Annotated in this window: 20 protein-coding genes and 1 pseudogene; 12 read left to right on the top strand and 9 right to left on the bottom strand. The window is 57.3% G+C overall.

All coding sequences use genetic code 11. The features are described from left to right. Positions 1-13 precede the first annotated feature (13 nt). Positions 14-658, bottom strand: coding sequence for an O-methyltransferase (locus tag WM42_RS01760; protein ID WP_061921794.1), 645 nt, complete (start codon positions 656-658; stop codon positions 14-16). Positions 659-809: 151 nt separating this feature from the next. Here WM42_RS01760 and sigE point away from each other — a divergent pair, with 151 nt between their 5' ends. The 3 genes from sigE to WM42_RS01745 all read left to right on the top strand — a co-directional run bounded on the left by sigE (position 810) and on the right by WM42_RS01745 (position 2,771). Further along, on the top strand, positions 810-1,475 hold the full coding sequence (sigE, locus tag WM42_RS01755; RefSeq protein ID WP_061921797.1) for an RNA polymerase sigma factor SigE: 666 nt from the start codon (positions 810-812) through the stop codon (positions 1,473-1,475). A gap of 127 nt (positions 1,476-1,602) precedes the next feature. Then, on the top strand, positions 1,603-2,061 hold the full coding sequence (locus WM42_RS01750; protein ID WP_062039033.1) for an anti-sigma factor family protein: 459 nt from the start codon (positions 1,603-1,605) through the stop codon (positions 2,059-2,061). Between the two features lie 104 nt (positions 2,062-2,165). Beyond that, positions 2,166-2,771, top strand: coding sequence for a twin-arginine translocase TatA/TatE family subunit (locus WM42_RS01745; RefSeq protein ID WP_062035429.1), 606 nt, complete (start codon positions 2,166-2,168; stop codon positions 2,769-2,771). A 31-nt stretch (positions 2,772-2,802) separates the two neighbouring features. Here the strand turns inward: WM42_RS01745 and WM42_RS01740 are convergent, their stop codons facing one another. Next, positions 2,803-3,939 carry an Mrp/NBP35 family ATP-binding protein gene (locus WM42_RS01740; RefSeq protein WP_062035427.1) on the bottom strand — a complete coding sequence of 379 codons (1,137 nt, stop codon included), beginning with the start codon at positions 3,937-3,939 and terminating at the stop codon, positions 2,803-2,805. Positions 3,940-4,072: 133 nt separating this feature from the next. Between WM42_RS01740 and WM42_RS01735 the strand changes: the two genes are divergently transcribed. Next, positions 4,073-4,858 (top strand): hypothetical protein, encoded by a 786-nt coding sequence (locus WM42_RS01735; RefSeq protein WP_062035424.1) that lies wholly within the window; start codon positions 4,073-4,075, stop codon positions 4,856-4,858. 118 nt (positions 4,859-4,976) lie between these two features. Here the strand turns inward: WM42_RS01735 and WM42_RS01730 are convergent, their stop codons facing one another. Both WM42_RS01730 and WM42_RS01725 read right to left on the bottom strand, forming a co-directional pair. After that, a complete protein-coding gene (locus tag WM42_RS01730; protein WP_201057398.1) occupies positions 4,977-8,693 on the bottom strand; it encodes a multifunctional oxoglutarate decarboxylase/oxoglutarate dehydrogenase thiamine pyrophosphate-binding subunit/dihydrolipoyllysine-residue succinyltransferase subunit in 3,717 nt (1,238 codons plus the stop codon). Between the two features lie 154 nt (positions 8,694-8,847). Continuing rightward, complete coding sequence (locus WM42_RS01725; protein ID WP_235591289.1) at positions 8,848-9,615, bottom strand: hypothetical protein; 768 nt, start codon at positions 9,613-9,615, stop codon at positions 8,848-8,850. A gap of 188 nt (positions 9,616-9,803) precedes the next feature. On the opposite strand from WM42_RS01725, the gene WM42_RS01720 reads away from it, so the two are divergent. Genes WM42_RS01720 through WM42_RS01710 form a run of 3 tightly spaced genes read left to right on the top strand, consistent with a single transcriptional unit; the run spans position 9,804 to position 13,302 of the window. Next, a complete protein-coding gene (locus WM42_RS01720; RefSeq protein WP_062035420.1) occupies positions 9,804-11,498 on the top strand; it encodes a carboxylesterase/lipase family protein in 1,695 nt (564 codons plus the stop codon). Between the two features lie 60 nt (positions 11,499-11,558). After that, positions 11,559-12,395, top strand: a complete 837-nt coding sequence (locus WM42_RS01715) for a hypothetical protein (protein ID WP_062035418.1) — start codon at positions 11,559-11,561, stop codon at positions 12,393-12,395. Next, positions 12,385-13,302, top strand: coding sequence for an ECF transporter S component (locus WM42_RS01710; protein ID WP_141744855.1), 918 nt, complete (start codon positions 12,385-12,387; stop codon positions 13,300-13,302). The genes WM42_RS01715 and WM42_RS01710 overlap by 11 nt, the downstream gene beginning before the upstream one ends. Here the strand turns inward: WM42_RS01710 and WM42_RS12830 are convergent. Next, complete coding sequence (locus WM42_RS12830) at positions 13,257-13,829, bottom strand: hypothetical protein (RefSeq protein WP_235591288.1); 573 nt, start codon at positions 13,827-13,829, stop codon at positions 13,257-13,259. The genes WM42_RS01710 and WM42_RS12830 overlap by 46 nt on opposite strands. A gap of 142 nt (positions 13,830-13,971) precedes the next feature. On the opposite strand from WM42_RS12830, the gene WM42_RS01700 reads away from it, so the two are divergent. The 3 genes and pseudogenes from WM42_RS01700 to WM42_RS13130 all read left to right on the top strand — a co-directional run bounded on the left by WM42_RS01700 (position 13,972) and on the right by WM42_RS13130 (position 18,102). Continuing rightward, a complete protein-coding gene (locus tag WM42_RS01700) occupies positions 13,972-15,255 on the top strand; it encodes an MFS transporter (RefSeq protein ID WP_082778585.1) in 1,284 nt (427 codons plus the stop codon). Positions 15,256-15,388: 133 nt separating this feature from the next. Then, positions 15,389-17,191 (top strand): annotated as a pseudogene (locus WM42_RS01695) (FAD-binding and (Fe-S)-binding domain-containing protein); the annotation flags it as partial. Between the two features lie 242 nt (positions 17,192-17,433). After that, complete coding sequence (locus tag WM42_RS13130) at positions 17,434-18,102, top strand: hypothetical protein (protein ID WP_141744854.1); 669 nt, start codon at positions 17,434-17,436, stop codon at positions 18,100-18,102. A gap of 4 nt (positions 18,103-18,106) precedes the next feature. Here the strand turns inward: WM42_RS13130 and WM42_RS01680 are convergent, their stop codons facing one another. The 4 genes from WM42_RS01680 to WM42_RS01665 form a co-directional block, all read right to left on the bottom strand. Then, a complete protein-coding gene (locus WM42_RS01680) occupies positions 18,107-19,027 on the bottom strand; it encodes a NaeI family type II restriction endonuclease (RefSeq protein WP_062035412.1) in 921 nt (306 codons plus the stop codon). Positions 19,028-19,037: 10 nt separating this feature from the next. Then, a complete protein-coding gene (locus WM42_RS01675; protein WP_061921833.1) occupies positions 19,038-20,075 on the bottom strand; it encodes a DNA cytosine methyltransferase in 1,038 nt (345 codons plus the stop codon). 530 nt (positions 20,076-20,605) lie between these two features. Next, positions 20,606-20,818 (bottom strand): NUDIX hydrolase, encoded by a 213-nt coding sequence (locus WM42_RS01670; protein ID WP_338079382.1) that lies wholly within the window; start codon positions 20,816-20,818, stop codon positions 20,606-20,608. 94 nt (positions 20,819-20,912) lie between these two features. After that, on the bottom strand, positions 20,913-21,326 hold the full coding sequence (locus tag WM42_RS01665; protein ID WP_061921839.1) for a (deoxy)nucleoside triphosphate pyrophosphohydrolase: 414 nt from the start codon (positions 21,324-21,326) through the stop codon (positions 20,913-20,915). Between the two features lie 134 nt (positions 21,327-21,460). Between WM42_RS01665 and WM42_RS01660 the strand changes: the two genes are divergently transcribed. Further along, complete coding sequence (locus WM42_RS01660; protein ID WP_062035411.1) at positions 21,461-22,807, top strand: YjiH family protein; 1,347 nt, start codon at positions 21,461-21,463, stop codon at positions 22,805-22,807. Positions 22,808-22,905: 98 nt separating this feature from the next. Next, positions 22,906-23,340, top strand: a complete 435-nt coding sequence (locus WM42_RS01655) for a hypothetical protein (protein WP_235591287.1) — start codon at positions 22,906-22,908, stop codon at positions 23,338-23,340. The last annotated feature ends 23 nt before the right edge of the window (positions 23,341-23,363 follow it).

Raw genomic sequence — 23,363 nt, 5'->3', positions numbered from 1 at the left:
GGTTTCTACTTTCTTAGCGCTTGGTGATAAGCGTTAGGCCGGAACCCAGTGGTAGACGGGTTACTACGGCGTCTTCGAGTGAGCGGGCGAGCTCGTCTGCTTCTCGGGCAGCGGCAGTGTCGCGGTCGCTGCGGGTGGTGTCGGCGAGGGTGCCATCCAACAAAGAGTTCGCGAGAACCAGCGTGCCGTTCTTACGCAGCAGTGGGAAAGCGGCGTTGATAAGAGCCGGCATATCCAGCGCGGGAACGTCTGCGAAGATCAATTGATAAGAAGCGGTGGCGAGACGTCCCATGACCTCCAGAGGATGGGAGGGCAAAAAGCGCGCGCGGGTGGTGGCAAAGCCAGCCTCACGGAAGGTGGTCTTCGCCATGGCCTGATGCTCTGCCTCCGGATCGATGCAGGTGACGATTCCATTGTTAGGCAGGCCCTGCAGGAGGTAGATTCCGGCTACAGCAGCAGCCGGAGTAATAGCGATGGCCTGGGGGCGATCAGTGCCAGAGCTGGCTGCGGAAAGGGAGGAAAGAAGCTGCCCGGTTGCTTCGTCCGGTACGGACAAGCCAAATTCCTCGGCATGGGAACGGGCCCCGGCGAGTGCCGTAGAAACTTCGCTGGTGGATTCGATGTAAGAACGCAGTGCGTCGTATGCCGTATTAGTCACAACCTAAACCATAGGTAATTTTCTGTGTATGCGGTGTCAAGACGCCAGGATTGTTACTGATGAGGTAGAAGTTTTTGTTTTCGGTGACGCTCACAGTCACTTCGCAGGGTACTGTCTGGCGTTTTGAAGCTCGGTATAGGAAGATGAAAGCATGAAAAGGAAGCATCGCGTCGATTCGTCTTTGCGCCAGGAAACTGGTGTGGCCACTAGCCCAACGGAGCCTCACGTCGCTGCTTCCGAAGAACTCAGCGGCACAGCCGCGTTCGACGCCGGCCAGGCTGCGATGCCTTCGTGGTCGGAGCTCGTGGCCGAGCATGCAGACTCCGTTTACCGCCTGGCATACCGCTTGTCCGGTAACCAGCATGATGCAGAGGACTTGACCCAAGAGACCTTCATGCGTGTGTTCCGCTCGCTTGATAAGTATCAGCCCGGTACTTTCCGCGGCTGGTTGCACCGGATTACCACCAACCTCTTCTTAGATATGGTCCGCCATCGTGCCAAGATACGGATGGAGGCCCTGCCGGAAGATTATGAGCGCGTGCCCGGCACCGATATGACCCCGGAGCAAGCTTATACCGTGGCCAACTTGGACCCGATCTTGCAAAAGGCGCTCGACGAGCTGGCCCCTGACTTCCGTGTAGCAGTTGTTCTGTGTGACGTCGTGGGAATGAGCTACGACGAAATCGCAGAGACCCTGGGCGTGAAGATGGGTACCGTTCGTTCGCGCATCCACCGCGGCCGTGCACAGCTGCGCGCGGCTCTCGAAACCGCCGCGCAGACCAACGACGAAGCCCGAGTTTTGCTCCGTAGCCGCTAGGCCGCCCACGCCAAAGTGCAATGAGGTCTATTGTGGAGACTAATTAACGAACCCAACGTTCGATAGAAAGGTAGGTGGCAAAACTCCCGTGGAGGATTCTGCACATCAGCACCGCGCCTCGTTTCATATGCGTGGAGTAGAAGGCGCCACCACCACCTTTGACAAGACTCTTGCCAAGGCCCGTGATAAGGCCAAAGCAAGGGCTCGGCGGGCTGATTCCATTGGGCACTTAGGCCCCGAAGCTGTGGCAGCCTTCGTCGATGGCGAGATGGATCCCAAAGCCACTCATCGTGTGCATGTTCACCTGGTGCACTGCGCTGAATGTCGCGCCGACGTCCGCGAACAGCGCCGTGCTTCCCAGTGGGTGCGCAACTGCAACGTTGACCACCAAGTGCGTGCACCGAAGGATTTGATGGCCAAGCTGGCCGGAATCGCAGCTGAAGCAGCTGACGAGGACGCCGCCACACCTGAAAAAGGGCGAAACAATTTCAGCGCACACGGCGGTACCAGTGGCGTCGGCGAGCGCGATATCCTTGACAAGGTCGAGATGGTCATTCGCGCCATCAAGCACAATCAGAGGCGTTAATGCAGTGGCGCTAAGTGGCGCTATTAGCAGCGGAGTCAAGGCGAATGAGGTTGGTGCCCGTTTCACATAAAGCGCAGGCGCTGGTGGAGGGCTAAGATAACATCGTGTTTTCTTCAATCGGTTGGACAGAGATTGCCGTCATCGTGCTTCTTGGCATCGTGATCATCGGTCCAGAGAGGCTCCCCGGCGTAATCATGGATGTCCGTGCGGCAATCTATGCTGCGCGCAAGGCAATCAACAATGCCAAGGCCGAACTACAAGGTGAAATGGGCGGCTTGAGCGAGGAATTTGAAACTCTGCGTGGTCCCATCAGCCAGGCCGCCGAATGGACGCGCTTGGGCCCACGTGGTGCTATCACCAAGGCTCTTTTCGATGGAGACGATTCCGCTTGGGATGATTTCGACCCGCGTAAGCTAACCGAGGGAATGGGCAAACCGCATCTAAGCGCGGGCGATGAGCAAGCGCACTCCGCAGCGCAGCGCGGTGCTTCCGGGCCACGTGTCCAACATGGCCAGCGCAGTCAGCAGGCGAATTCAGGTCAGCAGGGCCAGCAGCGCCCGACCTTCGACTACTCCCAGATTTACGCGGCACCGGCACAACCGCAGCAGAGCTCGGCTCAACAGCCGCAGGCACCTACGCCAAAGCCGACGCCAACTGCGGCAAATGACAACGCAGAAGGAACCGGCTTTTCTTGGGCGGATGTTACCTAAGCAGTTACTGCTTTAAGTGTCTGCCTAATTATTAGTGGCGGGTAACGCCCAGACCTAAGGTCTTGCCCACCAGAGAGTCGTTGCGGATGGCGAGCTTATCCGCCAGCTGCTTGATTGCTTTTGCAGAAGGAGAATCCGGGGCGGCGGTGATGATTGGCTCGCCGGCATCGCCGCCGGTGCGCAGAGCCGGATCGAGCGGGACCTCAGCCAAGACTGGCACCTCGTAGCCCAGGATAGTGCTAAGGCGCTCTGCTACAACCTTGCCGCCGCCAGTACCGAAGATATCCATCGTGGACCCGTCGGGCAGCACCATGGCGCCCATGTTCTCGATGACGCCGGCTACGCGCTGGCGAGTCTGCTGCGAGATGGAGCCTGCACGCTCTGCCACCTCCGCGGCTGCTGCCTGCGGGGTAGTGACGATGAGCAGCTCGGCGTTCGGGATGAGCTGAGCCACGGAAAGCGCGACGTCGCCAGTGCCGGGTGGGAGATCGAGCAGTAGAACGTCCAGATCGCCCCAGAAGACGTCAGCCAGGAATTGCTGCAGCGCGCGGTGCAGCATCGGACCGCGCCAGACCACCGGGGCGTTGCCCTCGACGAATTGGCCAATGGAGATGTGCTTGATGCCGTGGGAAATTGGCGGCAGCAGCATTTCATCATCAATGACGGTGGGGCCGGCGGTCGAACCCAGCAGGCCCGGTACGGAGTGACCGTAGATATCGGCGTCGACAATGCCAACCTTCAAGCCCTTGGCCGAAAGCGCGGCCGCGAGGTTGACGGTGGTGGAGCTCTTGCCGACGCCGCCCTTACCAGAGGCCACCGCGAACACGCGCGTGGTGGATTCTGGCTTGGCGAAAGGAATCTCCGGCTCAGCCTGGCCGCCGCGCAGCTTCTGCTTTAAAGCGCGACGCTGTTCATCGCTCATGGCGTCCATGGTCACGCTGACATTGCCAACGCCCTCGATGTCCTCGAGGACGGCGCGAGTGTTGGCTTCGATGGTGCTTTTCATCGGGCAGCCGGCAATGGTCAGATAGATTTCGACGCTGATGTCATTACCGTCGATGGCGACGGATTTCACCATGTCGAGCTCGGTGATAGGGCGGCCGATTTCTGGGTCTTCAACCCGGCTAAGGGCCTCCCGAACGGCGGATTCAGTAATAGCGCTAGTCATAACTCAACCCATCTTAGCCCCTTATTAAATACAGGAAAACGCTGGGATAAGGCGGCGTCGGAAAGCCCAGCAGTGCCGTGTAGAATTTTAGGAATATTTAGGAAGAACCATAACTTTAAGGAGAACTGTGCCGATGCGATCCCGCCGCCTTGTAGCGACGCTAGCGACTGCCGGACTGGCATTGGCTGCATTGAGCTCCTGCACCAAATTCGATCCTTCGGCGGATGAAAAACCTGGCTTGCACCAAGCGGTAACCATTTCCGTCAACCCAAAGTCCAAGCGGCATCTGTTGCTCGCTGAGTTGTATAAGCAGACTTTGGAGTCCCAGGGCAGAGCCGCAAATGTGGCCGGTGATGAGGAACTGGAGGCCACCTCTGCTAGCGAGCAGAACCTCCCGCTTATTGAGGGCGACGACGGCGCTACGAACTTCTACATCGGTTGCACCGGTGAATTGCTCGATGCCTTCAACCCTGATGCCGCACGCGAGATTTCGAAGCGCTACGAGGAAGACCAAAAGGACCCCTCGGGCGAGGATTTCTTGGCTACTACCCACGTGGCGCTGATGAATGCGCTACCGCCGGACCTCGCGGTGGTAGAGCCTTCCAGCGCGCAGGGGTGCAAGGACGCGGAGCCGGATCTGCCGCAGAACTACGTCGTGGTCTATTACAAGGGTCTTTTTGACCGTGAGGAACGCCTCGCAGTGTCTTCCCTGACCAAGTTTTTGACCGATGAGGAAATCCGTGAGTTGCTGGAAAAGACCGACGAGTCTGGTTCTGTGGAGCAAACCGTAAGCGATTGGATCTCGCAATCCAATGCGGGCACCGTCATGGATACCGGCGGCGATTCCAACTCTTCTGGAGGATCCGATCTGACCTCCGGCGATGAGAAAAAGGACAATTCGAGCAAGCCGAAGTCCTAGCTTGGCTGCTGGGCAGCTTCCCGTAGAGCTTGCTTTTCGAAAATATACTAAAGCGCCCTTGCTACCTCTATTCGAGGCGGCAAGGGCGCTTTAGCCGTTCTATATGGCTTTTGAAGCCCTAGACATCGAAGGCCGCTTCAAGCAGCTTCTTCTGCTCGATCTGGTGGACCTTGGCGATACCGGTTGCAGTCGAGGACTGCGCACGGCGAGATACGCGGACCATTTCCGGCATATCCGGAATGAGCTCACGCAGGTGCTCGTTGTAGAAAGGCCAGGGGCCCTGGTTTGCTGGCTCGTCTTGGACGAAGCGAACCTGGGTGGCATTCGGGAAGGCCTTGAATGCCTCTGCGAGACGGTTGAACGGAATCGGATGCAGCATCTCGAGGCGGACGATTGCAACGTCATCGCGGCCGTCTGCTTCCTTCTTCTTAGCCAGCTCCCAGTAGAGCTTGCCGGAGACCAGCATGATGGTCTTGACCTTCTCGGCGTCGCCTACAACCTTGCCCTCGTGGTCAACGAAGCTCGGGTCATTGATGACGGACTGGAAGTGCTTGATTTCGGTGAACTCGGAGATAGCAGAAGCGGATGCCTTGTTACGCAGCATGGACTTCGGAGTAAAGATGACCAGCGGACGCTTCATGGAGCCCAGCGCCTGGCGACGCAGCAGGTGGAAGTGGTTGGCCGGGGTAGAAGGCTGAGCCACCGTCATGGAGCCCTCAGCGCACAGCTGCAGGTAACGCTCGATGCGGGCAGAGGAGTGGTCCGGGCCCTGGCCCTCGTAGCCGTGCGGCAGCAGCAGAACCAGGCTGGAGAGCTGGCCCCACTTCGCTTCACCGGAGGACAGGTACTCGTCGATGATGGTCTGTGCACCGTTTGCGAAGTCACCGAATTGAGCCTCCCATGCAACGAGTGCGTCCTGGTTACCCACGGAGTAGCCGTACTCGAAGCCCATGCCTGCGTACTCGGTCAGCGCGGAGTTGTAAATCAGGAAGCGACCGCCGTTGCCCTTGGCCTGAGCCAGGTAGTTCAGCGGGTTGTACTCGGAGCCATCGCGCGGATCAACTGGGATAGCGTGGCGCTGGGTGAAGGTACCGCGGCGGGAATCCTCACCGGCCAGGCGGACCAGCTTGCCCTGGTTAGCCAGGGAGCCGAAGGCGATAAGCTCGCCCCAGCCCCAGTCGATGCCGCCCTCGGTGGAGGTCTTCAGGCGTTCCTTGGCAACGCGGGCAACACGCTTGTGGTATTCGAAGCCCTCTGGGCCATTGGCGTAGGCCTGGCCGATTTCCTCGATCTCCTCGGCGGTGATGGAGGTATCCAGACCGTGGGTGAGCTTCTGCGCAGAGGTGATACCGTGCTGCTCGCCAGGGGCACCGGCCTCGGATTCCTTGACCTCGGTGAAGACGGATTCCATCTGGTCGTGGAAGTCACGTGCTGCAGCCTCAGCGTCTGCTTCGGACAGGTCACCACGGCCGATGAGCTCTTCGGTGTAGATCTCACGGACAGACTTGTGGTCATCGATGATGGAGTACAGCTCCGGCTGGGTCATCGAAGGATCATCTGCCTCGTTGTGTCCGCGCAGACGGTAGCAGATGAGATCGATGAAGACGTCCTTGCCGAACTTGCGGCGGTACTCGGTAGCCAGCTGGCCAACCCAGACAACTGCCTCTGGGTCGTCGCCGTTGACGTGGAATACCGGGCAATCGAAGCCCTTTGCCAGGTCGGTGGCGTAGTGGGTAGAACGTGCGGAATCCGGGGTAGTGGTGAAGCCCACCTGGTTGTTGACCACGATGTGGACGGTACCGCCGGTGGTGTAACCACGCAGCTGGGACAGGTTGATGGTCTCCTGAACAATGCCCAGGCCGTTGAAGGAGGAGTCACCGTGCAGCATAACTGGGACAACGGAGAAGCCGTCCTGGCCCTTGTCTAGCAGGTCCTGCTTGGCGCGGGCGATGCCCTCCAGGACTGGGTCAACGGCCTCGAGGTGAGACGGGTTAGCAGCCAGGCTGACGTCGATTTCGCCGTCACCGAACATCTGGATGTGGTGACCCTGGGAACCCAAGTGGTACTTAACGTCACCGGAGCCACCGAGCTGGCCACCCTTGTAGTTGCCGTCGAACTCGCCGAAGAGGTCAGCCAGTGGCTTGCCAACAATGTTGAACAAGACATTCAGGCGGCCACGGTGCGGCATGCCGATGACGACCTCGTCGAGGCCCTGGCCTGCAGCAGTGTCCACGATGGCATCCATCAGCGGGATGAGGGACTCAGCGCCCTCGAGGGAGAAGCGCTTCTGGCCGACGTACTTGGTGTGCAGGAAGTTTTCGAATGCCTCAGCAGCGTTGACCTTCTGCAGGATGTACTTCTGCTCAGCGTTGGTTGGCTTCGGCATGCCAGCCTCGAGGCGATCCTGCAGCCAGCTGCGCTCATCGCGGTCCAAGATGTGGGCGTACTCGGAGCCGACCTTCAGCGTGTAAGCATCACGCAGACGCTTGACGACGTCGCGCAGCTTCATGGTCTCCTGGCCGCCGAAGCCGCCGACGTTGAAGGTGCGGTCCAGATCCCAGATGGACAGGCCGTGGGTCTTAAGGTCAAGGTCGCGGTGATCCGGCCAAGGCAGGCCCGGCTGACGCCAGCCAAGTGGGTTGACGTTGGCGAGGAGGTGGCCGCGGGAGCGGTAAGACTCGATGTACTGCATGACGCGGGTGTTCTTGTCCACGCCGGTGTTCGGGACATCCTGTGCCCAGCGGAATGGCTGGTAAGGAACGCCCATGGACTCAAACAGCTCGTCCCAGAAGCGATCATCGGTGATCAGCTGGCCCAAGGTGCGCAGGAACTCGCCGGACTCCGCGCCCTGGATGACGCGGTGATCGTAGGTGGAGGTCAGGGTGACCAGACGGCCTACACCCATGTCAGCCAGACGGTCCTCGGAGGTGCCGGCGAACTCAGCCGGGTAATCCATGGAGCCGACGCCGATGATGGCGCCGGAGCCCTTGGTCAGGCGGGCGATGGAGTGGCGGGTGCCGATGCCGCCCGGGTTGGTGAGGTTGATGGTGACGCCGGAGAAGTCATCCATCGTGAGCTTGTTTTGGCGGGAGCGGTTGACGATGTCTTGGTATGCGTCAACGAACTCGGAGAAGGACATCTTCTCCGCTTCCTTGACCGCTGCCACAACGAGTGCGCGGGAGCCATCCTTCTGTGGGAGGTCGATAGCGAGGCCCAGGTTGACGTGCTCTGGCTGTACGACAGTCGGCTTGCCGTCCTTGACCTCGTAACGGACGTTCATGTCCGGGTGGATCTGGGTCGCCTTGACCAAGGCGTAGCCCAAGATGTGGGTAAAGGAAATCTTGCCACCGCGGGTGCGCTTGAGGTGATCGTTGATCATCGCGCGGTTTTCCCACATCAGCTTGACTGGAACGTCGCGCACGGTGGTCGCGGTTGGAATCTCGAGGGACTCGTCCATGTTCTTAGCGATTGCCTTGAACATGCCCTTTAGCTGACGCTCGCCAGCCTCCGGAGCCTCGCCGATGCGATCGAGCGGGGAATCTGGGTACTTCTTCTTGGAGTCAGAATCCTTGCCTGGCTTCTCTGCTACCTTCGCTGGTTTTGCAGCTGGTGCACCGTTCGGGGTAGCAGAATCTGCAGCTGGCTTTGCCGGAGTGGACTTCTTCGCGGAGGATTGTGCAGCGGCTGCTGGGGCAGAAGCCGCGTTCTTCGGTGCTCCGTTGGCCTCAAAGTAATCGCGCCACTCCTTATCTACGGAGTTGGGATCCTTTGAGTACTGCTGGAACTGTTCGTCAATCAGCCACGCATTGGGGCCGAAAATGCTCGAGTTGCTCACGGCAGGAATTCGCCTCATTTCCTTGTTAATTACGGTTCATTAATGGGACTTTAGTAGGGCCTTTGCGCGGGTGCACACAGCACCCCGAAAAGTGTCTTCAACCATGATACGTTCCGAGTTGTTTTGCTCACTAGGTCAGGGGTGAAAGCGCCCCTTATGAGGTGGGCAAAGGCGAAAGTTGCTCGCCAGCATGCTCAATTACCTTCTTGGCAAGTTTCCGGTTGGCAGAAGTGCCGAGCACTGCACCGATGCCCATTGGCATCAGCTTGGAGACCCATGCCCACTTCAGGCGCTTGGTTACCTGCTTGGCAAAAAGCTTGGTGAGACGGCCATTGAGGCCGCTTAGGGTTGGGCCGGTAAAACGCGACAGGGTGGCGGCGGAAGTAACGCCCTTGACGGTGCCCATGTCGCCGACCAAGGTGTCAACCAAGGCGCTGCCCTTAGAACCGGTCAGCACCAGCAGAACCAGGGCACGGCGCCGTTCTTCGTCTCCGATGTTGTCACCGCGCAGGTAAGCAGAAGACAAGACGTACCAGGAGGCGGCTTCCAGGAAAACCACGGATTCTGCCGCGATAGCAGCGATGCCGGCGATGGTGCCCACACCAGGAACTGCGGCGGAAGCACCAGCAGCAGCACCAGTGCCAGAGACTAGGTTGAGCAAGTGCTTATCGAGGATTGCTTGGATTTGTGCTGGGCTTGACTCCGGATTGCGCTTGCGAAGGCCATCAACGTATTTCTTGATAACACCAGACTGCGCTGCGACTGCTTTGTCTAGGCCATCTAAAAGCGCGTTGGTGACGCGGTTGGCTTCCTCCGGGTTGATCTCATAAACATCGTCGGAGTTGGTGGGATTTGCCGGGCCCGTCGCGTTGTTAGAAACCCTCTTTTCAATTGCGCCTTTTGCCTTATCTAAAATGCTCATCTTCTAAATCACCTCTAAAAACTGTTTATGACAACCGGTATTTGGTTGCCTGTTGTAAAACCACCGTAGCGAAGTGTCTCTGCTTCTTCCTGAGCGCTTGCTGTGGATTTAGCGATAGCGTTGGTCGAGGACTTTTTTTAAGTATCCAAACTCGTCTAAATGAGAGAAACTTTTCTAGTCTTAGAAGTATGAAAGCTGAGGGGAGCTTCGGGGATGTACCCCGTGAAACTAGTTCCGCCGCTGCCCGCATGCATGCAGCGGATGCGCATCGTCGTGCGCGTGCTGCGGCGGAGGCCGCAGCCAACGTGTGGGAAGACGAGCTGACGGTACGGACTTCATCTGGCTGGGTACGTGGCACGAGGGAAGAAGATCTCCGTACAGATCGCCCAATTTCCGCGCCCGTGCGCTCTTGGAGGGGCATTCCATTCGGCGCCGATACCAGCGGCGCCCAGCGTTTTCGTGCTGCCGAGAAAGCTCCCAGTTGGGAAGGCGTGCGCGAGTGCTATGACTTTGGCCCAGTAGCCCCGCAGCCTATCTATTCTTGGCAGGATCGCGTCGCGGGCGGAGAGGATTGCTTGCATCTCGACGTCGTTCGCCCAGACAACGACGAAAAGCTGCCGGTGGTGGTCTACATCCATGGCGGCAGTTTCATCGTTGGCTCCTCGCACATGCTTATGCTGCGCGGATTCGAACTGGCTGCGCAGATGAATGTGGTCTACGTTTCCATCAACTTCCGTTTGGGTGCGCTGGGCTATTTGGATCTGCGCAGCCTGGGCGGCGAGTGCTCGGCCAATCCAGCGGTATCGGATCAGCTCCTGGCCTTGCAGTGGGTTAAGGAAAGCATCGCCGCTTTTGGCGGGGATGATGGCAACATCACCTTGATGGGTGAATCTGCCGGTGGCGCAGCGGTGTTGACACTGATGACGGTGCCGCGTGCGCACGGGCTGTTTCACCGTGCGATTGCGCAGTCGCCGCCGATTGGCATGCTGCATTCGCGGGCGCAGTCAACGTTCTGGGCGCGCGAGTTGGTCAACCGTATGGCCTTGCCGCGCGCAGCCAGCGTGGATGATTTGCGCGAGGCTGAGTTCGGCGACATAGTGCGCGCGGGCCAATCGATGATGTGGCGTGCGGGCGAGCTTTTCCACTTGAATTCCTGCTACGCGCCCACGGTGGATGACGATCTGATTCCTTTGCATCCGTTGGAGGCTTTCGCCCAAGGCAAACAAGTCGATGTACCGCTGTTGGTGGGGACGAACTCGGACGAGGCGAGCTTTGGCAAGTTTCTCTACCAGCGTCAGAGTGCGCGCCGGCGCGCCGCGTTGCGCCTGCTTGCTTCCTTCGACGAGGTCAACGCCCCAGCTGTGGTGGAGGCCTATGGCGGGGCAGTTGCTCGGCAGGATTTTGCGCACCTGCTTACCGACGCCCTGTTCTGGGCGCCCACCGTACGAGTTGCCGATGCGCACTCGAGAGAACATGAGACGTGGATGTACCGCTTTGACTTCGCGCCAGCGGCGTTGAAGTGGCTTGGGCTAGGTGCGATGCACTCGATGGAGCTTTCCAATATCTTTGGCGATCCTGGCGCTTCCCGGGTCTCCGCACTGACCCGTATGGGTGATAGTGCACTGATGGATGACATGACCCAACTCATGCAGTCGCAGTGGTCCTCTTTTATCCGTACTGGTCGGCCAAACGAGGACTGGCCGCGCTATGAGCCAAGCCAGCGCAAGACCATGATTTTTGACTCGGAGCCGCAGGTCGTGGATGCCCCCTTCGAGCGGCGTCGCCAAGCATGGCAGAACTATCACATGCTCGAGTGGGGAAGCGGTCGACCAGAGCTTTTGGCTGCGCTCGGTTTAAAAACACGGCAGCAGGATAACGGGTAGGCTTTGAGGAGCCTTGGTGATAGCCATGGTGACCAACTGCCACATGGATGGATTGCACTGATGAGCTTTTTTGAAGATATCGCTTCTGCGTTGGACGCTGAGGGAATTGAGTCCCGCGTCAATGATGACGTGATGTTTGTGCCCATTACTTCGGATCTTGAGATTCAACTAGTGGAAATTGACCCAATCCTGCCTGCCGCGAATGTCTACATTGCGGCAGCGGATGTGGATGAAGACGATGAAGACTTTGAGGCCGTGCTGGTCTCGGTGGCCTTCTCCGTGGATGATGCAGTTGAGGCTGTGGCAAAGCACATCGCTACCGATCAGGTAGTGACGGTTTTGCGGGACCTGCTGGAAGGCACCGATGAACGCATTGCGGACCTTGAGTTTATGCAGGATGAGTTCAACCCGAACCTCGTCGTGGCTGAGGTGGCTAACGACTCTGAGCTGCGCGTGCTCGTAGAGACTGTCGATGGCGTGCCCTCTGCCATCGTGCGTTTCTTGGCATTCGACTTTGACGAGGAAGAGTATGACGAGCTCGAGGATGAAGCCATCAACGAGCTGTGGGAGCAGGACGAGGACGATGACTTGAGCGAGGAGCAGCGTCTTGCATTGTTTGAGGTCGGCGAGGCTCACGATTCCGCCCCAATCATTGAAGTCCCGGCCGAGGCCTTGGAGCTTGGTACCTACACTGACTTCGATCGCCTCTTTGATGTGCTGAGCTTGGTCTCCGATCAAGCTCTGGACTGGGAGTGTCAGTTGGTTTCCTTCGACGATGCACAGTTTGAGGAGCCCGACGTCTACGACATCTTCGGCGCTGACGACGATGAGGATGAAGCGCTAGATGATGAAGATGATGATGTCATCGATGACTACGATGACGAGGATGAGCTCTAAACTGGGCGCCGTATCGGGCCTCTTCCGCAATCGCTGGCGTCAACTAAGCGTCCTCTTCTCGGTGCTGGTTGCCGCAGGCGCGTGGTCTATGTCGACATCCCCGCAGTTCCGGGAGATAACCTATACCTTCTCGAGCCCTTTGACCATCACCATTTGGGCGTTGGGCTTGGTTGCAACTGCGGGCCTATTACTTTCTAGGTACGGGCTATTTCCGCGCTATATGATGTTCAACCCCGTGATGGGGATGGCGCTGAATATGCTTATTGGCTCTTTGGTGGTAGGAACGAACATCCCCTTTTATTTCGATACTTTGGGCACTATCGTGGTTGCCATTTTGTATGGGCCTACCTTGGGTATGGCTACAGGCCTCGGCGCTTCTGTGCTGAGCGCTAGTTATGCTGCGCATCCTTTAGCCTTTATCCCTGTGTCCATGTTCGTAGGGTATATCTTCGGTGCGCTGGCGCAACGGCGCATGTTCCGTTACGTGGCAACCACCATCGTGATTGGCCTGCTGGCCGGATGCTTGTCCGGCATGCTTGTCGTCTATCCCACGATCTATTCGCTCGGTGGGGAAGGCGATATCGGGCGTGAAGGCCTGTTGAACTTCTACCAGATGGTAACTGGAAATGACCGCTTGGCCATTATCTGCCAGGCGCTTACCTCTGATTCCATTGACAAGGCCTTCACGGTCGTTGCGGCGTGTCTCCTCATCCGTTTTGCCCCTGCCGGCTTGCGGTCCTATGCCGTCTATCCCGGAAACGCAGCAATTGCGGATAGCGTCTTCCGTGAAAATAGCGAAAACCTTGGGCACGGCGATGGCATTCGCCGCGGTTTGCGCTATATGGACCGTGGTATCAGCCGCTATGCTGCCTGGCTAAAGCCTGCGAAGAGTGAGACTGGAGAGTGAACCGGAAGGTAGGCACTGTCAACCAGCCACACGAACCGCTGCGCTTCGGCATTGGTTAGCTCGTGGACAGCGTCTGCTAGCTCCGGCGGCACCATTGCACGCACCCATGCTTCGGCAAGCTCCGGGGTAACAGAGGCTCCTGTCGAATCAGTAATTCGTACTGAGACGAGATACGCGGGCACTCGGTCTTCGCCATAGCCCAAGACTCGTGCGCGGGCGCGCTCGCCCACACGATGGCGCGTTATTGCCATGGTTAGTGCCGGAAAGCCTGCTACTGCCGGAAGCTCCTTTAATGGTGGCCGCCATGTTGGCGTGGGCCGCGCCAGCGAGCGTGGATGGCGCACTATCCCGTTTAGAGCGTTGAGCGTTTCTGTTTCATGGAAGAGGATGTCAGCGGCTATCTCGCCGGCGCGGAGGCGCTCGGACACATGCGAATGGCTATGGGTAGTGCGTGCACGCCGGCTTGCGGCGTGGCGGATGCCGAAACAGGTGTTTGTGGAAGCAGGGGAGTTCTTGAAGTTCTTCATGGCGCACAACCTAATTGGTGTAGCTGACATGAAAAGAAAACTGTTCGAAAATTTGTTCGAATTGGGATTTTTCTAAACTATTTCTAGTGTCATTTCCATCCTTAGCTGCCGGTTTGCCAAGCGGGTTAAGGTAAATGTTGCTATGCCCCACAATGAAAAAGCAGCTATTGCAGCAGATGAATTAAGTGCCGGTGAGCCCAAACCGCAAGCAGTGCCAAAGATCCCCCGTGAAATTTGGATTATGGTCTCGGCGGCCTTCATTATCGCCTTGGGCTACGGCATCATCGCGCCGCTGCTTCCACAGTTCGTGGTGAGCTTCGATGTATCCATGGCCGCCGCGGGCATGGTGGTCTCGATTTTCTCCGCCAGCCGTCTCATCTTTGCGCCCGGTGCGGGCAAGCTCGTGGACAAGTTTGGCTCGCGCTGGGTCTATCTGACGGGCCTATTTACGGTGGCGATTACCACGGCGCTCGTAGCGGTGGCCCAGGAGTATTGGCACATCGTGCTCTTTCGCGCCCTGGCGGGTATCGGTTCCACGATGTTCACGGTCTCTGCCATGGGGCTTATCGTGAAGCTTTCGCCGCCGACTATCCGCGGCAAGTGTTCTGCAACCTATGCCACGGCCTTCCTGCTTGGCAATATCATCGGCCCGCTGCTTGGCGCCAGCCTCGCGTTTATGGGCTTTAGGTGGCCTTTCGTGCTTTATGGCGCGGGCGTCGCGCTTGCGGCGGTTGTGGTCTGGGTTCTCATGCCTTCGCTTTCGCGCGATGGTTCTGCGGGCGCGGCGCTGCCGCCGATGAAGCTCAGCGAGGCATGGCACGATACCGCGTATCGGGCGGTGTTGACCTCAAACTTTGCGCAGGGCTGGATCAACATGGGCGTGCGAGTTTCCGTGCTGCCGTTGTTTGCCGCCTCGGTCTTTCATAACGGCGCCGCTGCCTCCGGCTTTGCTCTAGCTGTATTCGCTGCGGGAAACGCTGTGGTGCTGCAATTTTCTGGCAGGTGGGCCGATATCTACGGCCGTCGTCCTATGATCCTCATCGGATTGGTGGGCACGGGCGTGTTCGTGGGGCTTATGGGCTTGGCCGATACCATCCCGACGCTGCTCATTGTCTCGGCTTTTGCCGGCGTCGCCTCCGGGCTTATCAATCCGGCGCAGACTGCCGCTATTGGCGACGTCGTGGGCAACAAGCGCTCCGGCGGTCAGGTGCTTTCCACCTTCCAGATGGCCGGTGACTTTGGCCAGATTCTTGGTCCCATCGTGGTTGGCGGCCTGGCGGACTACTTCGGCTTCGCCAAAGCCTTCGCGGTATGCGCGGGCGTGGCCGCCATGGGGCTCGTGGCTTGGCTGTGCGGCCGTGAGACTCTCCAAGAACGCCGCGCTATCGTCCGCCGAATCCCGCTGCGCAAGAAGAAGCGCCTTTAAAACTCGCCAGTGTGAGCGTCCCAGATTTCCTCGACTCGTGCGTCGAGAAGGGCGGCGGCAGCGGCGAAGCTTCGCATGCCGGACGTGGTAACAATCGAGGGCATGGGCGGCGGCCTGTTGGAGGCGCTGCGCTCCAAGGTGGGCCAGGAGCAAGCGGGCGGCCTATTTGCGGGATTTGTACGCTTTGATGGCAAAGCATGAGCTGCGCGGTATTCCATTTGGTCACTTCGGTAAGGGCTGCGTGCACGTGCGTATCTCCTTCGACTTCGGCACGGATGAGGGCATCGCGCAGTTCGAATCCTTCATGAATGAGGCAGCGGAGTTGGTCTCGGCCCACGGTGGTTCGCTCTCGGGCGAGCACGGCGATGGCCGCGCACGCTCGGCGTTGCTGGACCGCATGTACTCGCAGGAGATGCGCGAGCGATTCGAACAGTTCAAGGAGATTTTCGATCCGGAGAATTTCTTTAACCCGGGCGTTCTAGTAAAGCCGGAGGCAGTGACTGAGGGGCTGCGCATGGCGCCGGGGCAGCGACGCTTTGAGCTCACGCCGGTGCACAAGTTGGGCAAGGACAAGGGCTCGCTGGTCAACGCCATCAATAGGTGCGTGGGTGTATCCGCGTGCCGCAGTGAGACAGGCTCGATGTGCCCGTCCTCCCAGATTACCGGCGACGAGATGCACTCGACCCGCGGCCGTGCCCGCATGTTCAGTGAGATGTTCCGTGGCGAGTCCATCAAGGACGGCTTCGGTTCCAAAGAGGTTGAGGAAGCTCTCGACCTGTGCTTGTCCTGCAAGGCGTGCGTTTCCGAATGCCCGGTGAACGTGGACATGGCGACGTACAAGGCGGAGTTCCTGCACAACCACTACAAGGGCAAGTTGCGTCCGGGTGCGCATTATGTGATGGGCTGGCTGCCGCTTTTGGGCTACGTGGCGCACAAGATTCCGGTGGTGCCCACGCTGTTGGATAAGGTGATGTCTGCGCCGCGACTGGCGCCGCTTATAGCGAAAGTCTCCGGGTTGGATGCTGGCCGTCCGCTCATCCACTTCGCGCATACCTCGCTGCGCAAGTGGCACAAAGAGCATGAGCCGGTGCCCGTGCTTGGCGACGCCGCGGTAAACCGAAGCACGGAAAGTAGCGATGAGGCAGTTTCTTCGGCCGCTCCAGTTCCACCATTGCCACCGGGGGAACGCACCGTGGTGTTGTGGCCGGATTCTTTCAATTCCTCTCTGGGTACTTCACCCGCGACGGCCACGGTGGAGGTGCTCGAAGCGCTCGGGTACACGGTGGTCATACCGCAGGAGTTTGTGTGCTGTGGTTTGACCTGGCACTCGACTGGGCAGCTCGACATGGTAAAGCGCGTGCTGCGGCAGACGGTCAAGGTGATGAAGCCCTACCTGGACCGCGGGCTGCCTGTGATTGGCGTGGAGCCCTCGTGCACCGTGATGCTGCAACATGAAGCCGCTGAGCTTTGCGACGACCCGACATACGGCGCAGTGATTAAAAACCTGGCGCGCAACACCCACTCGTTTAGCGAGTTTATTGCCAAGCGCCTTGAGCAATTCGTCGCCGCCGGCGTCATCGCGCCGGGCGATGTCTCCGCGTTGACACAGGTGCACTGCCACGAAAAGTCATTAGGCGATCCGCAACATTCCGCTGCCGTGCTGCGGGCATTGGGCATCAACGAGGAACAGATCGCTACCGGCTGCTGCGGCCTGGCCGGCAACTGGGGCTTTGAGAAAGGCCACGCTGAAGTGTCCATGGCGCTGGGGGAGCGCGAACTATTCCCGAAGGTGAAGAAGGCAGCCACGGAAGGCAAGGTTGTCATCGCTGATGGCTTTTCTTGCCGCACTCAGATCGAACAGGGCACCGGCACAAACGCCCAACACATCGCTGAAATCGTCCACGGCATCATCGGCAAGGCCAGTTACTACAACTAAGCAGGCGCCCGATAAAAACCACAACATCGGCCGGGGCTTCCGCCACAAAGTAGGGAAGACTGGCCGCTGGCTGTTTTGTACTAGCGCTGGTTGTTGTCCACTAGTTCTTGTACAAGTTCGCGGTTAGTACCGCGGCGCAGGGTAGCCGTATGGCTTGTGCGGGCCGCGGCGATCCTGGCCGTCGCAACGCATCCATGGATGGTGCTGTGCCACCTGGGAAGACTTAAACGTGCTTTCGCGGAATGGCGTGTAAGAGCGCATGGACGAAAAGTGCATTAATTTCTTCAACAGGGTCTCCCGAGTCATTAGGCGGTAGCAGGCCGCGTGGTGAAGATTCCGAGACTCATAGTGGCTCAAACGAAGCAACTGGAGGACAAGGCGACACGGCCGTTCTGTCAGAATCTATTGATGGGGACAAAACCGGTGTGCGTCGAGCGAAATCCGATGGCATCTCAAAGGTTTCATGGGATGACGATTTTCCATTCGAGGTTCGGTTCCTCGCAGCGAGGTTCGAACCAAACGAAAGGTTCAGAACTAATAATGGTGGAACGGGTAAAGGCGTTTTACATCTGAATTTGTATTTTCCGCTTTTCCAAAATGAGTTTAAGTATTGGCAGGAGCAGTATGGTCACGCTCCGTATGAAGAAGTCATGGAAATCGTGAAATCTGCATACGAAAGTGAAGCAGTGTCCAAGGTGATGCATGGGAAAAAGCTGAATGGTGCTCGAACAATTAGTCCAGAGGCGCTAGAAGAAGCTGAGTCCCCCGTAGATTTGAGTATTTCTCAAACCGTAGTGAATGCTTGGCTAGGGACAGAAGCTCTGACTGCTGCGCTGTTGGGGCTGGTTAATGTTGAGTCGCGGATCGTAAATCGATTCAATGGGCGTCACTACATCAGGACCGGAGTTTAGACGTCTACTTGAATGGGAGTGTCGGGGCTGGTTCGACTGCATCGGTTGGTGTTGCAATTCGCCAGTAAGAATCATCGATATAGGTTTTAGAGCCCTCGAAGCTTTTCTCACACTTAACTAATCGCGTTGATAGTGAATCACCGTCTTTGGGGATTGGCAGGCCTAATTCGGCGGCAATTTTCTGGTGCTTGAGGTAATCTCCAAGGATCACGATCCCCTCAGGCTGTAGAGCAGAACGAGAGCCTCCGTTGTATCGAATACGCTTCATATAGTCCTTTTGCTGCGCGACAGTGGCGATGATGCCACGTGGGACTATGATGCCTTGAGCAATTCTGAACAATTCATTGAGGCGCTGAGCTCCGGAACTTGAAGAGAAAATCTTTGCTCGGTCGTCCTCGCTGAGTTGTAGGAGGGTGTTCGGCGGAAAAGCTTCGTCTAGGAAAAGCCATTGAATTGCGCTGCGACCAGCGGCGGAAATCGAGCGCTTGCCGTCGCGATTGCTGCCTCTAGTCAGAATTGAGTAATCGAGAAAAGCGAATCCCACTCGAAAAGTTCCCTGCTCATCGTCGGCATGGCAAAGCATTCCATGATGCCCGAGAGCCTCGATAGGGATCATCCAGCCAAACTTCTGTTTCGAGTACTTGCAGTCAACTTCGAAGCCCTCGATGTCGAAATCCATCACCTCACCGTCGCCGATAAAGCCGTCGAATTCTCGGCGAATGTTGATTTCGACTATTGAGCCGAGGTGAGCAGATTCGGTCTTACTGAGCTGGCTAATGGCGAAACGTCCAGTATGTTGACCATCATAAATCTGGTCGAAAGACTCGCGGAAGACACGTCCGAGGCGTTCTCCCGTGGGGTCTTGCTCTTTGAATGCAGCCGCTAGCTGTATAGAAATCGTGTCAGGTTGAATCTTGGCAATCACCTTGCCAATTTTAAATCAGACTCAGCTGGTTGACACGGGTTGGTGTTGCAGGTTCTAGAGACTTCGGAATTGGTTTCTTTCGCAGCGCGAACTTTATGCGTTCGCCGAGTGCCTTGGCCACCGGCGGAGGAAAGGCATTGCCAACCTGCCGCCATTGTGCGGTTTTCCCACCGGCCCACTTCCAGTCTTCGGGGAAACCTTGGATGACACCACCCATTCGTACCGTCAAACGCGGCATTTCTTGTTCGGGGTCTGTTGTGAAATCAGCAGCTGGCGGTGATTCGGCGATAGAGGAGCCCTTAATTCCGAGTTTCTTCCAGGCTTCTCGAGCACGCGTTGGCCCTACATCTGGGCCACCATGTTTTTTGCTTCCGCCCACAAGAGTCGGGCCCACTGTGTTTGCGTTTCGAGCCCAAGCTTCAGCTCCAGGCCAACCATTTTCTGCCATTAGCGGGAGAAGTGCTGTTCCCACCGGCATGTGTGATTTAACTACTTTCGGCCAGGCAAAATAGTTGGCAAATTCGTCCTTTAAAGCGACAAGGATGAACCTTGGTCGAAGCTGCGGCACTCCATAATCAGCTGCTTGGAGAAGTTTCCAAAAGGCGGTGTACCCCATTTCTTCAAGCTGATCGATTATTTGATCTCGGTAGGAGTCAAACCGTTTTTGACCGAGCCCTTTAACGTTTTCTAGAAGCACAGCACGTGGATCAATTTCGTTGATCAGACGTAGCGCCTGTGGAAAGAGGTCGCGTTCATCGTCGGCGCCAAGTTGCTTACCTGCTATTGAAAAAGGAGGGCATGGAACTCCGCCAGCAAATAGGTCGATTTTCCCTCTCCATGGCCTACCATCCAGGTTATGGACGTCCATTTCATGGACATTCCATTTTCCAAGAGGTCCTTCAGTTCCGCGGTTCTGGCGGAGAGTTTCAGCGGCCCAATTATCGATTTCGACGACCGCTGCGTGATGGAAACCTGCCTGTTCTAAGCCCAAAGCCTGGCCGCCAGCGCCAGCGCAAATCTCGAATGAGTGGAGGCGTGAGGTAGCCATCGAGCCGGTTCCTTTCTGAGCGTGAAAACGTAAACAATCATCGTGTGATAATGGTTTGATTAATAAAGTGTCTGTGTTGATTCTCTGTTGAGAGCATAGCGAGTTGGCGGACATTCCATATAATTTTACGAACGCTTGTTCCCTTAAGAGGTGTAATTGCATGAAAACGACGCGAGTGCCCTGGCATCGAGATGAGATCTTGGTAGTGGCTGCGATCGGGATCAAGTATGGGTGGCCGAACACGTCGCCGCGTTCGGAAATGGAAAAGCTCTCGAGTCTACTGCGTAGATGCGCCGTCCACCCTGAAATTGAGCCAGGTGAAGAGGACACGAAATTCCGTAATGTTAATGGAGTCGAGCGAAAATACTACGACTTATTAACTGCACGCCCAGGATATCCAGGAAACGCGACCAATGGTGGAAAAACTACTTATTCGATTGTTGAATACATGATTGAGCACCAGATGGAAGTCTTTGAAGCTGGAATTAAGATACAGCAAATGCTGGAGTCTGACACATACCGGAGTTTCGTTATCCCAGGCCTAAGAGTTTAAGGCTCGGAATGTCGGTCGGCGCCCACTCTAGTTCTTGGGCTTTGTCTGGGGTGACCCAGTGGGTAGCGTCGTGGTCGGTGAGGGCGAGGCCTTCGGTTGTCAGGTTGGCCTCGGTGGTGCAGCGAAAAGTAGTCAGCTCGATGGTGGCGAACTTGTACTCGTGCACGGTGGTGGTGACCTTCTCGCCGATGGTGGCTTCGATACCGAGCTCTTCGTGAAGCTCACGGGCGAGGGCTTGCTCGGGGGCCTATCTAGTTGGTCAAGTCCGCGGGTGGATTCCTTTCTTAGCTGTGACTAGAAGCAATAGCTTCTACCGCAGGGATATCTGCGGGAGCCCAAGTAAGATGCGCGGCCTCTGTGGAGGTAACCCATTTCGTATCGTCGTGGTCGGTGAGGCTGAGGTCGTCGGCTAGCAGGGAGGCGGTGGTGGTGCAGTAAAAGGTGGTGAGCTCGATGGTGGCGAAATCGTAATGGTGAACGGTTGTCGTTACCTTTTCACCGACGGTGGCTGAAATGCCGAGTTCTTCCTTAAGTTCGCGCGCGAGTGCTTGCTCTGGTGTTTCGCCGGGTTCGATCTTGCCGCCGGGAAATTCCCACATGCCAGCAAGGGAAGTGCCGGGCTTCTTGCGGAAGGCTAAAAGCTGTGTGCGTTCTTCATCGACGAAGACGGCGCCCACAACGCGAATGGGTTTAGACATGACTCTATTGTGCCTTGGATCTCGAAAACGTGTAGACAGCAGTCTGTAACTTAGCTAACATATTCCCAATGTTCGCGTAAAGGCTGTCGCGCGGGCTTGAATTTTGTATGCAAGCTTGAGGGGACGGTTTTACTGTGACTTCTACCGAATCGGTTTACTCCTCCCACCAGAGTCATGACGGGGAAATTCCGCAGCCTGGGGGACGGTGGAAACTCTTTTTATATAGCGCGATTGGCGCATTCGTATTCTTCCTGCCGGTGACGTATCAGGATAAGCGCTCTATTCCTTTGGACCACATGGTCACCATGGTGCGTGAGGGGATTCCGGCGGCGGTGCCGTGGATTATTTTTGCCTTGGCCGTGTACGGAACGGTGCGGAGTTTTATTACCGGCGCATTTAAAGAAAGCGCGCTTCAGGCAGTCTTTGCGGTGCTCAATGTTGTCGGTGCGGTGATCTCGTTTCTTATGGTCATCGACGCGCTGCCGTGGGTGCTCGGTGACGAGGACTTGGTGCCGTTCCTGTGGAACTCGATTGCCATTCCGGTAGGCCTCATCGTGCCTATTGGTGGTGCGTTCCTAGCGTTTCTCATTGGCTTTGGCCTGCTGGAGTTCGTCGGCGTGCTCATGCAGCCCATCATGCGACCGTTGTGGAAGACGCCGGGACGCTCTGCTATTGATGCAGTGGCCTCGTTCGTGGGCTCATATTCACTGGGAATTTTGGTCACGGACCGCGTCTACCAAAAGGGCGGATACACCGGGCGTGAGGCAGCGATTATTGCCACCGGCTTTTCGACGGTCTCTGCGGCCTTCATGGTCATCGTGGCCAAGCAGCTCGACTTGATGAAGGTATGGGGCACATACTTCATCGTCACGCTCATCGTGACTTTTGTGGTTACCGCCATTACCGTGCGGATTCCGCCGCTGCGCACCATTCCAGACGAGTGTTTTGCGGACGCGCACCCAGATCCGGAAAAGCCGGTGGAAGGCTCGCGCATCAAAAACGCGTGGCGCGAGGCGATGTTGGCGCTACAACGCGCACCGTCGTTGTGGGAGTCCATCTGGGAGAACCTGCGCGATGGTGTGCGCATGGCGGCAGCAATCGTGCCGTCCATTATGTCGGTGGGTCTCATCGGACTGCTGCTTGCGCGCTTTACGCCCATCTTCGAGTGGATTGGCTACCTGTTCTACCCATTTGCGTGGGTAGCGCGGCTTCCGGAGCCGGTACTAGCGGGCAAGGGCGCGGCCATGGGAATTGCGGAGATGTTCCTGCCCGCCACCGCAGTGGCAGGCAGCGACAGCATGGTGCTCAAGTTCGTCATCGGCGTGGTGGCAGTCTCTGCCATTATTTTCTTCTCCGCATTGGTGCCGTGCATCCTGGCAACCAAGATTCCGGTGAAGCTGACTCACTTGGTCATCATTTGGTTTGAGCGTGTCGCGCTGACCATTCTTATCGCCACCCCGATTGCCCACCTGCTGTTTTGATAGGTTAAACCCAAGACGGGTTAGAGGATCTATATCGCTGGAGGGCAATGATGCTTATAGCCACTATCGCAGCTGAGGTAGCCTTTTGGCTTTGCTTAGTGGCTGGCTGCCTCTTGCGCTACGTGTTTAATCTGCGCAAACTCGGTTTGATACTTATGGCCGCGACCCCAATCATCGACCTGCTGCTCTTAGTATTTTTCTACGTGAGCCTGAGCCAAGGCGGTAGGGCCGAGTTCATGCACGGATTCGCGGCCTTTTATATTTCTTTCTCTGTTGTCTTCGGCAAAGACATTATTGGATTCGTAGACCGGAAGGTTTCTGGAGTTGCACCCCGAGAAAGTGCTCATGCGGACAGGCGCAGTTTCACAAAGTGTGTGGTTGCGAGTGCTGGCGCAGCGCTTTTGCTGCTCATAGGCATTGTGGTGACTGGCTTAGCGGGTAGCTTCTGGCTTGTCTACTGGCTCATCGCTGTTGCCTTTACTCCTGCTATGTGGTGGGGAGTCCAACGTTGGATGAGTAAGAAAGCTACCTGATAAACTGCACGGCCCGGGTAAAC

This window comes from Corynebacterium simulans (genome assembly GCF_001586215.1).
Taxonomy (GTDB): domain Bacteria; phylum Actinomycetota; class Actinomycetes; order Mycobacteriales; family Mycobacteriaceae; genus Corynebacterium; species Corynebacterium simulans.
Note: the sequence above shows the minus strand (reverse complement) of the source record. Positions and strands in the feature narration are given on the sequence as shown.

Coding starts and splice junctions, on each gene's coding strand:
- WM42_RS01750 (WP_062039033.1), top strand. CDS start 1,603: ATGCGTGGAGTAGAAGGCGCCACCACCACCTTTGACAAGACTCTTGCC.
- WM42_RS01710 (WP_141744855.1), top strand. CDS start 12,385: ATGAGCTCTAAACTGGGCGCCGTATCGGGCCTCTTCCGCAATCGCTGG.
- WM42_RS01715 (WP_062035418.1), top strand. CDS start 11,559: ATGAGCTTTTTTGAAGATATCGCTTCTGCGTTGGACGCTGAGGGAATT.
- WM42_RS01735 (WP_062035424.1), top strand. CDS start 4,073: ATGCGATCCCGCCGCCTTGTAGCGACGCTAGCGACTGCCGGACTGGCA.
- sigE (WP_061921797.1), top strand. CDS start 810: ATGAAAAGGAAGCATCGCGTCGATTCGTCTTTGCGCCAGGAAACTGGT.
- WM42_RS01740 (WP_062035427.1), bottom strand. CDS start 3,939: ATGACTAGCGCTATTACTGAATCCGCCGTTCGGGAGGCCCTTAGCCGG.
- WM42_RS01675 (WP_061921833.1), bottom strand. CDS start 20,075: ATGGCTACCTCACGCCTCCACTCATTCGAGATTTGCGCTGGCGCTGGC.
- WM42_RS01720 (WP_062035420.1), top strand. CDS start 9,804: ATGAAAGCTGAGGGGAGCTTCGGGGATGTACCCCGTGAAACTAGTTCC.
- WM42_RS01700 (WP_082778585.1), top strand. CDS start 13,972: ATGCCCCACAATGAAAAAGCAGCTATTGCAGCAGATGAATTAAGTGCC.
- WM42_RS01665 (WP_061921839.1), bottom strand. CDS start 21,326: ATGTCTAAACCCATTCGCGTTGTGGGCGCCGTCTTCGTCGATGAAGAA.
- WM42_RS12830 (WP_235591288.1), bottom strand. CDS start 13,829: ATGAAGAACTTCAAGAACTCCCCTGCTTCCACAAACACCTGTTTCGGC.
- WM42_RS01725 (WP_235591289.1), bottom strand. CDS start 9,615: ATGAGCATTTTAGATAAGGCAAAAGGCGCAATTGAAAAGAGGGTTTCT.
- WM42_RS13130 (WP_141744854.1), top strand. CDS start 17,434: ATGGCGTGTAAGAGCGCATGGACGAAAAGTGCATTAATTTCTTCAACA.